The 12,578-nt window shown below is 71.0% G+C and carries 14 protein-coding genes; 4 read left to right on the top strand and 10 right to left on the bottom strand.

From position 1 onward, the window contains the following. Window positions 1-63 precede the first annotated feature (63 nt). From CLT74_RS21695 to CLT74_RS21680, 4 genes are all read right to left on the bottom strand, one after another. Complete coding sequence (locus tag CLT74_RS21695) at window positions 64-489, bottom strand: CBS domain-containing protein (RefSeq protein WP_099848367.1); 426 nt, start codon at window positions 487-489, stop codon at window positions 64-66. A gap of 75 nt (window positions 490-564) precedes the next feature. Beyond that, window positions 565-2,307: a proline--tRNA ligase gene (locus CLT74_RS21690; RefSeq protein WP_099848365.1), complete on the bottom strand. Its 1,743-nt coding sequence runs from the start codon at window positions 2,305-2,307 to the stop codon at window positions 565-567. Window positions 2,308-2,475: 168 nt separating this feature from the next. Further along, complete coding sequence (locus CLT74_RS21685; protein WP_099848363.1) at window positions 2,476-3,135, bottom strand: response regulator transcription factor; 660 nt, start codon at window positions 3,133-3,135, stop codon at window positions 2,476-2,478. Beyond that, entirely contained in the window at window positions 3,132-4,421 is a 1,290-nt protein-coding gene (locus CLT74_RS21680; RefSeq protein ID WP_099848361.1) for a histidine kinase, read from the bottom strand. The genes CLT74_RS21685 and CLT74_RS21680 overlap by 4 nt, the downstream gene beginning before the upstream one ends. 132 nt (window positions 4,422-4,553) lie before the next feature. Here CLT74_RS21680 and CLT74_RS21675 point away from each other — a divergent pair, with 132 nt between their 5' ends. Together CLT74_RS21675 and CLT74_RS21670 are read left to right on the top strand one after the other, a co-directional pair. Beyond that, a complete protein-coding gene (locus CLT74_RS21675) occupies window positions 4,554-4,991 on the top strand; it encodes a hypothetical protein (RefSeq protein WP_099848359.1) in 438 nt (145 codons plus the stop codon). 145 nt (window positions 4,992-5,136) lie between these two features. Next, window positions 5,137-6,033, top strand: a complete 897-nt coding sequence (locus tag CLT74_RS21670; RefSeq protein WP_486582471.1) for an alpha/beta fold hydrolase — start codon at window positions 5,137-5,139, stop codon at window positions 6,031-6,033. A gap of 80 nt (window positions 6,034-6,113) precedes the next feature. Here CLT74_RS21670 and CLT74_RS21665 read toward each other — a convergent pair whose 3' ends face one another. Beyond that, window positions 6,114-6,302 carry a DUF397 domain-containing protein gene (locus CLT74_RS21665; RefSeq protein WP_099848355.1) on the bottom strand — a complete coding sequence of 63 codons (189 nt, stop codon included), beginning with the start codon at window positions 6,300-6,302 and terminating at the stop codon, window positions 6,114-6,116. Next, a complete protein-coding gene (locus tag CLT74_RS21660) occupies window positions 6,287-7,096 on the bottom strand; it encodes a Scr1 family TA system antitoxin-like transcriptional regulator (protein WP_099848353.1) in 810 nt (269 codons plus the stop codon). The genes CLT74_RS21665 and CLT74_RS21660 overlap by 16 nt, the downstream gene beginning before the upstream one ends. A gap of 221 nt (window positions 7,097-7,317) precedes the next feature. On the opposite strand from CLT74_RS21660, the gene CLT74_RS21655 reads away from it, so the two are divergent. Continuing rightward, entirely contained in the window at window positions 7,318-7,686 is a 369-nt protein-coding gene (locus CLT74_RS21655; protein WP_099852550.1) for a hypothetical protein, read from the top strand. Between the two features lie 164 nt (window positions 7,687-7,850). Here the strand turns inward: CLT74_RS21655 and CLT74_RS21650 are convergent, their stop codons facing one another. Continuing rightward, window positions 7,851-9,071, bottom strand: coding sequence for an LPXTG cell wall anchor domain-containing protein (locus CLT74_RS21650; protein WP_099848351.1), 1,221 nt, complete (start codon window positions 9,069-9,071; stop codon window positions 7,851-7,853). An 87-nt stretch (window positions 9,072-9,158) separates the two neighbouring features. After that, entirely contained in the window at window positions 9,159-9,797 is a 639-nt protein-coding gene (locus tag CLT74_RS21645) for an SUMF1/EgtB/PvdO family nonheme iron enzyme (protein ID WP_099852548.1), read from the bottom strand. Window positions 9,798-9,924: 127 nt separating this feature from the next. Between CLT74_RS21645 and CLT74_RS21640 the strand changes: the two genes are divergently transcribed. Beyond that, the gene (locus CLT74_RS21640) at window positions 9,925-10,683 is read left to right on the top strand and encodes an SGNH/GDSL hydrolase family protein (protein ID WP_099852546.1); all 759 of its coding nucleotides are present in this window, start codon (window positions 9,925-9,927) and stop codon (window positions 10,681-10,683) included. 107 nt (window positions 10,684-10,790) lie between these two features. Here the strand turns inward: CLT74_RS21640 and CLT74_RS21635 are convergent, their stop codons facing one another. Both CLT74_RS21635 and CLT74_RS21630 read right to left on the bottom strand, forming a co-directional pair. Beyond that, the gene (locus tag CLT74_RS21635; RefSeq protein ID WP_099848349.1) at window positions 10,791-12,041 is read right to left on the bottom strand and encodes a hypothetical protein; all 1,251 of its coding nucleotides are present in this window, start codon (window positions 12,039-12,041) and stop codon (window positions 10,791-10,793) included. Further along, window positions 12,034-12,549: a SigE family RNA polymerase sigma factor gene (locus CLT74_RS21630; protein ID WP_099848347.1), complete on the bottom strand. Its 516-nt coding sequence runs from the start codon at window positions 12,547-12,549 to the stop codon at window positions 12,034-12,036. Before CLT74_RS21630 ends, CLT74_RS21635 begins: the two co-directional genes overlap by 8 nt. Window positions 12,550-12,578 lie beyond the last annotated feature (29 nt).

Here is a 12,578-nt window from a genome sequence, read left to right as displayed (position 1 = left end):
CGCGCGGCCGGATGACGTGTCGGCCGGTGCCCGGACCGGAGGCGTCCGGCCGGTGACGCTGCCTCACACCGTGGGTGACTGCTCGCTGATCTCGCTGAGCGCCGACGTGGGGTCGAGCTGCATGGCGAGGTCGCCGAGGGAGACGATCCCGACCAGCTTCCGCTCGTTGTCGCAGACGAGTACGCGCCGGATGCCACGCTCACGCATCAGCGACGCGGCCTCACCAGCCGTGCAGAACTGCTCGATCATCACGACCTCGCGGGTGACAATCGAACCGATGGTGGTGGTGTTGGCGTTGGCGCTCTCCGCCACCGCGCGTACCACGATGTCGCGGTCGGTCAGGATGCCGGCCAGGTTCGCGCCGTCGGTGACGACGACGTCGCCGATGTCGGCCTCCTTCATCACCTTGGCCGCCTCGTCGAGGGTGGTCTCCGCAGGCAGGTAGATCACCTGCCTGGTCATCACGTCAGCGACCCGGTAACCGGTCATGAGAGCCCCTCCAGAGAACATCGAGCCGATCAGACTGCGGTACCCCGTCACCTGACGGCTACACCACGTTCCGCCCTACCCGCTCGACAGTTTCTCCACCAGGTCCGCCACCGGCAGCTCGGTGCGCTCCCCGGTCGCCCGGTCACGCAGCTCGACGTACCCGTCGGTCAGGCGGCGTCCGACCACGACGGTGCGCGGGATGCCGATCAGCTCGGCGTCGGTGAACTTCACCCCGGCGGAGACGGTGGTCCGGTCGTCGACGAGCACCCGCAGGCCCGCGTCGGCGAGCCGGGCGCCGAGGTCGAGTGCCGCGTCGAGCTGCGGGCCCTTACCGGCGGCCACCAGGTGTACGTCACACGGTGCGACAGACGCCGGCCACACCAGTCCCCGCTCGTCGTGGTGCTGCTCGGCGATCGCCGCCACCGCCCGGGACACCCCGATCCCGTAACAGCCCATGGTTGGCCGGACCGGCTTGCCCTGCGGACCGAGAACGTCCACGGCGAAGGCGTCGGTGTAACGGCGACCGAGCTGGAAGATGTGCCCGATCTCGATGCCCCGGCGCATCGTCAACCGGCCGGCGGCACAGGCCGGACAGGGATCACCGGGACGCACCTCGGCGGCCTCGACAGTGCCGTCCGGGGTGAAGTCCCGGCCACACACCACGTTCGTGGCGTGCCGGCCAGCCTCGTTCGCGCCGGTCAGCCAGGCGGTACCCGGCACGACGCGGGGGTCGACCAGGTAGCGGACGCCGAGCTTGTCGAAGACCTGCGGCCCCAGGTAGCCCCGGACCAGCTCGGGATGCTCGTCCCAGGCGTCGAAGACGTCCACGGTGGCCGGTGCCAGCGCGGCGGCCAGCCGCTTCAGGTCGACCTCCCGGTCGCCGGGCACCCCGACCACAAGCAGTTCGGGCCCTTCGCCGCCCGGCCGGCGTACCGTCAGCACGACGTTCTTGAGCGTGTCGGCCGCCGACCAGTCGTCCCGGCCGGCCAGCCGGCGGTCGTTGGCCAGCGTGACCAGGCTGGCGATCGTCGGCGTCTCGGGGGTGTCGTGCACCTCGGCGACCGGCTGCGCCTGCGGGTCGCCGGCCGCCGGGGCGGGCGTGGTCACCGCCTCGGTGTTGGCCGCGTAGTCGCAGTCGGTGCAGCCGACGTAGGTGTCCTCGCCGACCGGCGTGGTGGCCAGGAACTCCTCCGACGCGGAGCCGCCCATCGCGCCCGACATCGCGTGCACCACCGTGTAGTCCAGGCCGAGACGATCGAAGATCTCCTGGTACGCCGCGCGGTGCCGGGCGTACGCGGCCCGCAGACCCTCGTCGTCCAGGTCGAAGGAGTACGCGTCCTTCATCAGGAACTCGCGCCCCCGGAGCAGACCGGCGCGCGGGCGGGCCTCGTCGCGGAACTTGGTCTGGATCTGGAACAGCGTCACCGGGAAGTCCCGGTACGAGGTGAACAGATCCTTGACCAGCAGCGCGGCCAACTCCTCGTGGGTCGGTGCCAGCAGGTGCTCGGCACCGCGCCGGTCGGCCAGGGTGAAGATGTCGTCGCCGTACTCCGTCCACCGCCCGCTGGTGCGGTACGGCTCGGCGGGCAGCAGCGCCGGAAAGTGCACCTCCTGGTCCCCGATCGCGGTCATCCCGGCCCGCACGATCTCGGTGACCCGGTCCAGCACCAGCCTGCCCAGCGGCAGCCAGGTGTAGCCGCCCGGCGCAGCCCGCCGGATGTACCCGGCCCGCAGCAACAGCCGATGACTCGGCACCTCCGCGTCCGCCGGATCCTCCCGCAGGGTCCGGATCAACGACGTCGACATCCGCAGCATCACCCCCGCACCCTAAAACCCCACCCCCCACCCCAACGACCCCTTTCCAACCCCACCCATGGCGGGTTGATCAAGAAGTTTCGGTCGGGGAACGGCCGATCCACGACCAAAACTTCTTGATCAACGCGGGAAGGTGGGGCCTGGCGTGGGGGCGGGACGGGGTGGTGGGGGTTACGGGTGGGGGGTGGTGAGGCCGGCGCGGTGGGCTATGACGGCGAGGGCGGTGCGGTCGCGGGCGTCCAGTTTGGTGAGGAGGCGGCTGACGTACGTGCGGGCGGTGGCCGGGCTGATGAAGAGCGCTCGGCCGATCTCGTCGTTCGTCTCGCCCAGTCCGACCCGGGTCAGCACGGCACGTTCCCGGTCGGTGAGCACCGAGAGCCGGGGATCGGGCGGCGGCTGCTTCGGCGCGGCGGCGAGCCGTTCCATGACCCGGCGGGCGACGGTGGGCGAGAGCAGGTTTCCGCCGGCTGCGGCCGTGTGCACAGCCCGCCGCAGGTCCTCGGAGGGGGTGTCCTTGAGCAGGTAGCCGGCGGCGCCGAGGCTGACCGCCTCGATGATGTCCGCGTCGTCGTCGAAGGTGGTGAGGATCAGCACCCGGGTGGCCACCAGGGCGTCGTCGGCGCGGATCGCCGCGGTGGCGGCCAGGCCGTCCATCACCGGCATCCGGATGTCCATGAGTACGACGTCCGGCCGCAACTGGCGGGCCAGGCGTAGACCGGAGCGGCCGTCGGCGGCCTCACCGACCACTGTGAGCTGCGGGTCGGCCGCCAGCAGGGTGCGTATCCCGGCTCGGACGAGATCCTGGTCGTCGACCACCAGCACGCTTGTCATGCCGGCTCCTCCAGGGGTAGTACCGCGCGTACCACGAAACCTGTCCGCCGGTGCCCGGCGGTGAGGGTGCCACCGAGGCTCTCGGCCCGTTCCCGCATGCCGGCGATGCCGTGCCCGGACCGGGCCACCGGTGACGGCTCGACCACGTCGTTCGCGGCATCGCGGTAGGCCGGCGGCGCGGCCAGCTCTGCGCTGCGTGTCGGCTCTGGCCTGCGTGTGGGTTGTGCGCTGTGTGTCGGCTCTGGGTCGGGGGTCGGCTCTGGGCCGGGGGTCGGGTCGGAGCCGGTGTCGGTGACGGTGACGGTGAGCTGACCGGCGTGCTGCTCGGCGCGGATCTCGACGCGGCTGCCGGCGGAGTGGCGGACCACGTTCGTGACCGCCTCCTGCACGATCCGGAACGCCGCCGCCTCCACAGGTGCCGGCAGGGGCGCGTCGACGGCCACCCGCACGTCGACGTCGAATCCGGCGGCGGAGGCGGCCCGGGTGACCGCGTCGAGGTTGGCCAGCGAGACGACGGTGCGTGGCGGGTCGCCCGGTGACCGCAGCAGGGCCACGGTCCGCCGTAGGTCGTCCATGCTGCGGTGGGCGGTGGACCGGATCAGCTCCAGCGCCGATCGGGCGGCGATCTCGTCACGGCCCAGCGCCTCCCGGGCGACGTCGGCGTGCAGTGCGATCACCGAGGTGGTGTGGCCGAGGGAGTCGTGCAGGTCGCGGGCGATGGCCATCCGCTCGTCCCGCAGGCGGGCCTGCGCCTCCTGCCGGTACCGGGCCTCGGTCAGCTCGGCGATCCGTCGGGCGTCCGCCTGCGCGGCCCGCCGGGACCGCAGGCTGTCGCCGAGGGCGATCGCCGCACCCATCAGCAGGACGTGCCCGGCCAGCTCGTAGCCGACGACGAAGGAGAAATCCTGCCCCTCGGCGAGCCGGAAGACCACCGAGACCACGATCACCAGCACGGCGGCGACGATCGAGGCGGTGATCCGGCCGTGTTCGGCCGCGGAGAACAGGGCGGCGGCCACCGGCACGGCCAGGCCGATGGCCGGATAGCCGGCGGCGTAGTAGGCGAACAGGCCGAGCACGCTGACGGCCAGTACCAGCACCGGGTAGCGCCGTCGGACCAGCATCAACGCGCCCAGACCGACCGCCCACAGGTACGCGACCCGGTCCGGCCCGTGCCGGCCACCCTCGTTCGCCGTGATGACGATCGACACGGTGACCGCGACGCCCACGCCGAGGAGCACGTCGGTGACCCAGGGACGTACCCTCCGCTGCGTCGACTGGCCGGCCACGGTTTTCAGCGTACGGCGAGGTCGGGCCGGCCGGAGTCGTCGGAAGGCGACACCGGCTGTCGCCTGCCGACGTACTTCGAGCGGGCCCGTGAGCGGATGGCGTGGCCGCCGATCGTTCCTAGCGTTGCCGGCATGAACACGTCACCTCGCCCGGCTCTCGGGCTTCCGTTGCTCACCCTGCTCGGGTTGGCACTGCTCGGCCTGCCCCGGGTGGTGCTGCACGACTTGGGTCTGGTGCACGAGCGCACCTTCGTGAACCTGCTGCTGGTGGTCGTACCGCCGATCGTGTGGATCGCCGTGGCGCTGGCGAAGCGGGTGCCCAACCCGTTCTTGACCCTCCTCGTCGTCGGTCTGCTGTACGGCGTCCTGCTGGCCCTGACCCATCAGCTGCTCTGGCACGTGGCCTTCGACGAGCAGCCCACCCTCGGCGGCAACCTGACCGACCTCGCGCCGGGAACGCAGGCCGTCATCGTGCGGATCTTCGCCGCGATCAGCAGCCTCTTCACCGGCGTCATCGTCGGCGTCGTCTCAGGCGTGATCGCCTGGGCCCTCGCCCGCCAGCGTCCCTGAGGAGGATCTTGGTCCGGCAGCGCCCTTCCAGGGGCGTCCCCGCACCAAGATCTGCGGAAGCGGTCTCGGTGACCGTCGCGACGTCCTAGGTTCGGTGACGGACGGGTGGGGGTCGTTGGGTGGGGCTGGGGCTGGGGTGGGGGCGTTGTTCACTGATGTGCGGAAGGTTGAGGTTGGCGTACTCGATGTCGGCTATGTCGACGCCGGTCCGCCGGACGGTCCGGTGGTGGTGCTGCTGCACGGCTGGCCGTACGACATCCACAGCTTCGCCGAGGTCGTGCCGCTGCTGACCAGCGCCGGCCACCGGGTGCTCCTGCCGTACGCGCGCGGCCACGGCAGCACCAGGTTCCGGTCCGCTGACGCGGTGCGCAACGCCGAGCCGGCCGCACTCGCTGTCGACACCGTCGCGTTCCTCGACTCGCTGGAGATCGAGCGGGCGACGTTTGCCGGTTTCGACTGGGGTGCCCGCAGCGCCGGCATCGTCGCCGCGCTCTGGCCCGAGCGGTGCCGGGGTCTGGTCGCGGTGAGCGGCTACCTGATCGACGGCCAGGCGTCGGGCCGGGTGCCGCTGCCCCCGGTGGCCGAGCACGCCTGGTGGTACCAGTACTACTTCGCCACCGAACGCGGTCGCGAGGGCTACGCGCGGAACACCCGCGACTTCGCCAGACTGATCTGGCAGACGGCCTCGCCGAAGTGGGACTTCGACGACGCGACGTTCGACCGCAGCGCGGCGGCGTTAGACAACCCTGATCACGTCGACGTCGTCATCCACAACTACCGGTGGCGGCTGGGCCTCGCCGACGGGGAGCCGCAGTACGCGGACCTGGAGGAGCGGCTGGCCGGCAAGCCGCCGATCAGCGTGCCGACGATCAGCCTGGAAGGGGACGCCAACGGCGCACCCCACCTGCCACCCGAGGTGTACGCCAAGCAGTTCATCGGCCCGTACGAACACCGCACGGTGAGCGGCGGGGTGGGGCACAACCTGCCGCAGGAGGCACCGCAGGCTTTCGCCGACGCGGTGCTCGCCGTCGCCTCCCGCTGACCAGTGGGTCAGCGGTTCAGCGAACCAGCGGGTGGGCGAGTCAGTGGGTCAGTGGGTCAGTGGGTCAGTGGGTCAGTGGGTCAGTGGAGCTTGGTGTGGGCGACGAAGCGACGCCAGGCGGTGGGGGCGAAGGTGAGCACCGGGCCGGTGGCGTCCTTGCTGTCGCGTACGCCGACCACGCCGGGCAGGTTGTCGGCCACCTCGACGCACTCGCCACTGGCGCTGCGGGTGGACTTCCGCCAGGTCGCGCTGGTCAGATCGTGGACCACGACTCCATCACTTCCTTCATCAGCAGCTCCGACTGTCCCTTGGGGAGAGCGACGCTGCGGATTCCCTCCCACCTCGCCAGCAGCGTAGCGATTTCGTCAGCCTTGTCGATGGTCGCGCCACCGACCTGGTTCTCCAGGTGCCCCAGCCACTCGCCCTCGGCGCCACGGGCCAGAGTGAGTGGGCCGGCATGGCCGACGTGCACGCTGACCTCGGCTGAGATGATGTGGATCAGCACGCCACCGCGCTTCACGCAGTCGAGCAGGTGACCGATCTGCTGGGCCATGATGCCCCGGAAGCTTTCGTCGACCGGGCGCAGCGCCGCCTCCTCGATCACCGCGATCAGAATCGGCGGGTCCGGCCGGGTCAGGATCGACTGCCGGTCCATCCGCACCGCCAGCCGTCGCTCCACCTCGTCGTCGCTGAGCAAGTCGTCGGCGCGGATCACCGCACGGGCGTAGTGCTCGGTCTGGAGCAGACCGGGGACCAGTGTCGGGTGGTAGCAGCGCAACTGCTGGGCGACGCGCTCGGCGTCCAGCCAGGGCCGCAGGAAGTGTGGTTGGCCGTGCAGTTCGGCGATGCGCAGCAGGCCCAGCAGCAGGCCGTCGCTGTTGAGCACCTCGTCGGCCCGCTTGAGGAAGAGCCTGTCGAACGGGCGCTGCCCCAGCTCGATCGCGGAGATCTGTGAGCCGGAGAAGTGCACCTGCTTGCCGAAATCCTCCTGGGTCAGGTCGGCGGCCAGCCGCAGCCGACGCAACTGCGCCCGGATCAGTTCGGCGGTCGGCTCGGATTCCACAGTGCCTCCACGATCGGTCGGCTGCTCGGGCGGACTTCCCGGCCGGGGTCAGCCCTGCCACGGCCGGTGTCGATGCCTTCCGACAGTAGTCACCTGGTCACCACACTGTCACCTGGCGGTCCTGCTCCCATCCATCGGGGACGGGGTGGGGCTGCACCGGGGCCGCCCCCGCTCTCCCCCGTGCCGGGGCGGCCCCTTCCCGTTTGCCCCAGGAGGTGGAGATGCCCGACCCGAACCGAATGCCCGTGCCGCGTCGCGGCCCAGCGGCCGAGCGACCCCGGCGGCACCCGCTGGACGGCCCGCAGCATCTGCCGTTACGCCCGCTCTGGTTGTGCCGCGCCTGCGGGCTGTCCTGGCCGTGCGCCGAGGCCCGGCTGCTGCTTCGCGTCGAGTACGACAACCGCTGGCTGGACCTGGCGGTCTACCTGTCCGGGCTCTACTACGAGGCGACCCACGACCTGTTCCGGCTCGACCCGGAGGGCGGCCCCACCCCACGCGAGCTGTTCCAGCGGTTCGTGGCCTGGGGCCCGTACCGTCGCCCGGCTGTCGCCCTGCCGCCCGCCTGCACCGGCCGCTGCCGTACCACCTGACCCGGCCCGGAGTCGGCCCCCGCGCTGCTGGACCAGGGCCGGCGGGTCCGGTGCTTGCCGGATCGAGGTCGGCGGGCACGGTGCCGACCGGTCCTGCGCCGACCGGTCCTGCGCCGACCGGTCCTGCGCCGACCGGTCCTGCGCGGGGCCGGCCGGCGGAAGGATCAGGGAGCGGTGGTGTCGTCGCCGGAGACGAACGCGACCGAGCGGCGACGTCGGGCGAGCAGCAGCATGACGCCCGCCGCGACCATGGCGAGACCGGCTCCGGCGATCAGCCCGGCCTGCGACCCGGTGACCGGCAGGCCACCCCCGCCACCGTTGTCGTCGTCCTTCTTGGCGGCGACCACGACGGCGTACCCGTCCTGGTTGTCGCTGGCGTCGACGTCGGCTGCCGGCACGGCTGCGGCGTTTGCCGGCAGCACGGTGGGCTCCGGGGCGGAGCGGGCGCTGATGCCGTCGGTCAGACCCTCAACCTGGACAGTTCCGCCGGTCAGGGTGACAGGTGCCTTGCTGTCGGCCGGCACCGTCACCAGGTTGTACAACTCGACAGCGGAGTGGACGTCGTCGTTCGGCTCGGTGTCGTCGCCGATCGGCACGAGCGGGAGCGAATCGTAGGTGCAGACCGCCGACCGTCCGTCGTCGCCGACCGCGCACTCCTGCGGCGGTCGGGTGAACGTCACTCCCTGGGGCAGGCCCAGGGTGACGGTGACGCCGCTCACCGCCTTCCGGCCGTGGTTGACGATCCGGTACCGCACCGCGCCCGTCTCACCCGGATTCAACGTCCCGGTGGTTTCCAGCCGGCCGCCGGCACCGACGCGCACCGACTGCTTCACGTCCGGCGCCACCACCGACAGGTCGGCTTCGGCATCGTCGACCAGGGCGAGCGGGAACGTCTTTTTGTCGGTGATCCGCTTTCCGTTCTCGCCCCAGGCCACGCCGACCTCGACCTCGAACGTGCCTTCGAAAGGCTCAGGCGTCCCCCGAACATTGATGTCGATGGGAATGTCCGAGGTCCCGCCGGGTGCCGGCAGCAACTCAGGACGAATGTCCTTCGCGATGCGGCAGTACCAACTTCCGCTGTCACCGTCGCACTCGCCGGAGCCGGCGCGTTCCGTCCAGTCGACCGTAGCCTTTTCGAACCAGTCCAGTTCGAGGGGTCGGACGCGGAACTGGATTTCGCTCGGCGTCTCGTCGGTCAGGTTGGTCACCTTCAGGTAGACCCTCTTCTTGCTGACTCCCACCGGAACCGTCGTACCTGGTACATCGAAGGTGAACTTCGGGTCCGGGTCGAGCGCCGAGGCGGGACCGGCGGGGGCAGCGATCCCGCCGACGAGAACCAGCGCGGCAGCGGCTGTCAGCGACAGCCAGCGACGACCAACGGCCACAGCAGAATCCTTCAGGTGAACGGGGCGTGAACAGAGCGTGTGGTTCAGGACACTACTCGCGACGGGCTCGTCGCGGTGTCCCCCCGCTCAGCCGGAGCGCGCCACCCGGAAACCCACGTCGTCGACGGTGAAGGTCGGGTGGCTGCGGCGGCGTACCGACGCGCGACAACTCCAATGCTCGTCGAACCACCCGCCGCCACGGAGCACCCGGTAGCTGCCGTAGACCTGCGCGTCGTAGACGTCCCAGCACCAGTCCCACACGTTGCCCAACATGTCGTACAGGCCCCAGGCGTTGGGCTGTCGGCCGCCGACCTCGTGGACGCGTCCGCCGGAGTTGTCGCGGTACCAGGCGATCTCGTCAAGCGGCCCGTACCGGGGGCCGGTCGTGCCGGCCCGGCAGGCGTACTCCCACTCTGCCTCGGTCGGCAGCCGGTAGCCGTCGGCGGCGACGTCCCAGTCGACGTGCTCGCCGTCGACCCGGTACGCCGCCCGCAACCCTTCCCGCGCCGAGTGCGCGTTGCAGAACCGGATCGCGTCCCACCAGGAGACGCTCTCGACCGGCCGCCGGTCACCTGGGGAGGCGCTGGGACGCTCGCCGGTGACCTGCGCGTACTCGGCCTGGGTGACCGGGAAGGCGGCGAGTTGGTACGCCTCGACCTCGACCGACCACCGGCGCTCGGTCCGCCGGTCGGAGAGCTGCACCAGCCCGGCGGGGATGGACACCATCACCCGTGCAGTGTCGATGACGTCCGCCACGTTCCCCCGCACGGGGCACCGCCACGCGGGTGGCCGATGCAAAACTTCCGGTGGTAGGCAGGGGTTCCTTCCCTACTCGCAGGTCGGAGGAGTGAGCGTGCGCTGGCGCAGTTACGTCGCGGTCGGGGACAGCTTCACCGAGGGTCTTGACGACGCGTACCCGGACGGCAGCTTCCGGGGTTGGGCGGATCTGGTGGCCACCCGGCTCGCCGCCGAGGCCGGGCCGGACTTCACGTACGCCAACCTGGCCATCCGGGGGCGGACCTTCCCGAGCGTGGTGGCCGAGCAGGCACCAGCGGCGCTGGCGATGAAGCCCGACCTGATCAGCTTCGCGGCGGGCGGCAACGACGTGCTGCGTCGCAGCTTCGACCCGGACAGCCTGGTCGGCCGCTTCGACGAGGTGGTCGGCCGGCTGCGCAGCGGCGGCGCCGACGTGCTGCTGTTCCGGTTCGCCGACGTGATGGCGCGGCTGCCGGGCCAACGGCTGATCGCTCCCCGGGTCGCCCTGCTCAATCGTGCCGTCGGCGAGACCGCCGAGCGGCACGGCGCCATCCTTGTCGACCTGTACGCCGACGACACGTACCTGAACCCGTTGCTCTGGAGCACCGACCGGCTGCACCTGTCCCCGGCCGGACACCGCCGCGTCGCCGGCCAGGTGCTCACCGCGCTCGGCGTCGGCTGCGACGAGGAGTGGCTGCTGGTCCCGCCGAACCCGGAGCCCACCCCGTGGCTGTCCGCCCGCACCGCCGACCTCCGCTGGGCCGGTCGACACCTGGCCCCCTGGATCAAGCGCCGCCTCACCGGCCGCTCCTCCGGCGACACCCGCACCGCCAAACGCCCCACCCTCACCCCCTAACCGACTAACCCCACCCCACCCTCTTCTGTCGATCATGAAGTTATAGCCCATTTGATCTCCAAATCGGGCAATAACTTCATGATCAACGGGGGGAACGGGGTGGGGGGTCAGTGGAGGTGGCGGGTCCAGGTGCGGGTGTGGGTGGGGCCGGTGCCGAGGGTGGTGTCGGTCGGGGTGGTGACGACGATGGTGTCGTCGGGGAGCACCTGCACCGACGGGGGTTGCTCGCCGTTGCCGAGGCGACGGCGGATCTCCGGCGCATCGAGGTAGCGATCACCCGTCCAGTAGCCCACGTTGCCCCACATGTTGGTCACCGCCAGCAGGCCACCGTTGATCGCGGCCACCGAGTTCGTGTCGGGCGGCAGCTGTGTCCGCTCCTGCCACCGGTCACTGACCATTCGCCACACCCGCTTCGCGGCCGATGTGTCGAAATCCGCATGGGTCAGGCTCACCAGCCATGCGTCGCGGCCGTCGGGTGAGATCAGCAACTGGGTGGCATCCGAGACGGCGGGCAACTTCTCCCATGTCGCGGCGTCGTCGTGACTGACCGCAACGGTCAGCGGACCACCGTTTCGGAAGGTCACCCAGATTCGACCGTCACCGCCGTCGATCAGTCCCTTCTCGGCCTCGCCGCTCAGAGTCACCGGAGGCTGGGTGAGCACGCCCGCCGCACCGATCCGAGCCAGCTCCCACTCGGCACAGTTGATCTTGATCAATGGTCCGCTGCCCGGGCACTGGAGCAGGTACCCGCGGCGGGTGGCCACGGCGAGCCGGGTGACCTCGGGCGGGGACTCCCGAGGATGCTCGGTGAAGGAGGCACCGCCGTCGGTGGTGACCAGGTAGCCGTCGGGTGCGCCAACGGTCAGGTTTCGGCCGTCCAGCGGTAGCAGGTAGTACGGTCCGGCCCATCGGGGGTTGTTCGCCGTGTCCGGCAGCGGCGTCCGCTGCCAGGTGGCACCCCCGTCGGCGGTACGCGCGAGGTCGATCCGGCAGCCGGTCCGGTCGGTGTCCTCGGGACTGCAGGTGTCGAAGAGAGCCCAGCCGTGCCGGGCGTCGACGAAACGTAAACCGGCCAACCTGCCCGCGACCCCCAGCGGGTTCACCTTCCGCTCGATCACCTGGCCGTCCGGGGTCGGTGACGGGGCCGGGTCGGGTGGGTCACGGTCGGCGTCCAGACCGGCGGTGGCGTACACGCCCGGCCCGGTCAGTAGCAGCACAACCAGCCCAGCCAGCAGGCTCCGCCAACTCCGGCGGCGGCGCATCCGGCGTTGGAGGTCCGCGATGCCGGGCGGGCGGAAGGTCGGTGCGGCGGTCGCCTCGAATTCGGCGAACAACTGGTCCAGGTTGATCTCACGCACGGCCGGCCTCCTGCCGCTCGGTGAGGTGACGGGCCAGGGCCGTGCGGGCCCGCGACAGCCAGGACTTGACGGTTCCCTCGGGTACGCCGAGTTGGTCGGCGATCTCCGCGACGGTGAGCTGGGCCAGGTGGTGCAGGACGATCGCCCGGCGTTGGGCGGCGGGCAGGATGGTGAGCGCCTCCAGCAGCATCACCCGGTCCAGGTTCGGGCCGGGCACGTGCTCCTCCCGCTGCCGGGCCAGGTGACGCACGGCGGTACGGACCCGCCGCAGCCGGCTGGTGGCCAGGTTCCAGGCCACCCGGCGGACGAACGCCGACGGATCGTCGTACGCGCTGATCCGGTCCCAGCGCTCAAGTGTCCGGCAGAACGCCTCCTGGGTGAGGTCCTGCGCCTCGGCGTGATCACCGAGGTACGCGTAGAGCTGCACCGCCACCCGCTGGAAGTGCGCCTGGTAGAACGTGCTGAAGTCCACAGGCGGTGGGTCGGCCCCTGGTGGCGCTGCGGTCATGGCGGTCCTCGTGTTTCGGCGGCAGTCAG

The organism is Verrucosispora sp. CNZ293 (assembly GCF_002754655.1).
Note: the sequence above shows the minus strand (reverse complement) of the source record. Positions and strands in the feature narration are given on the sequence as shown.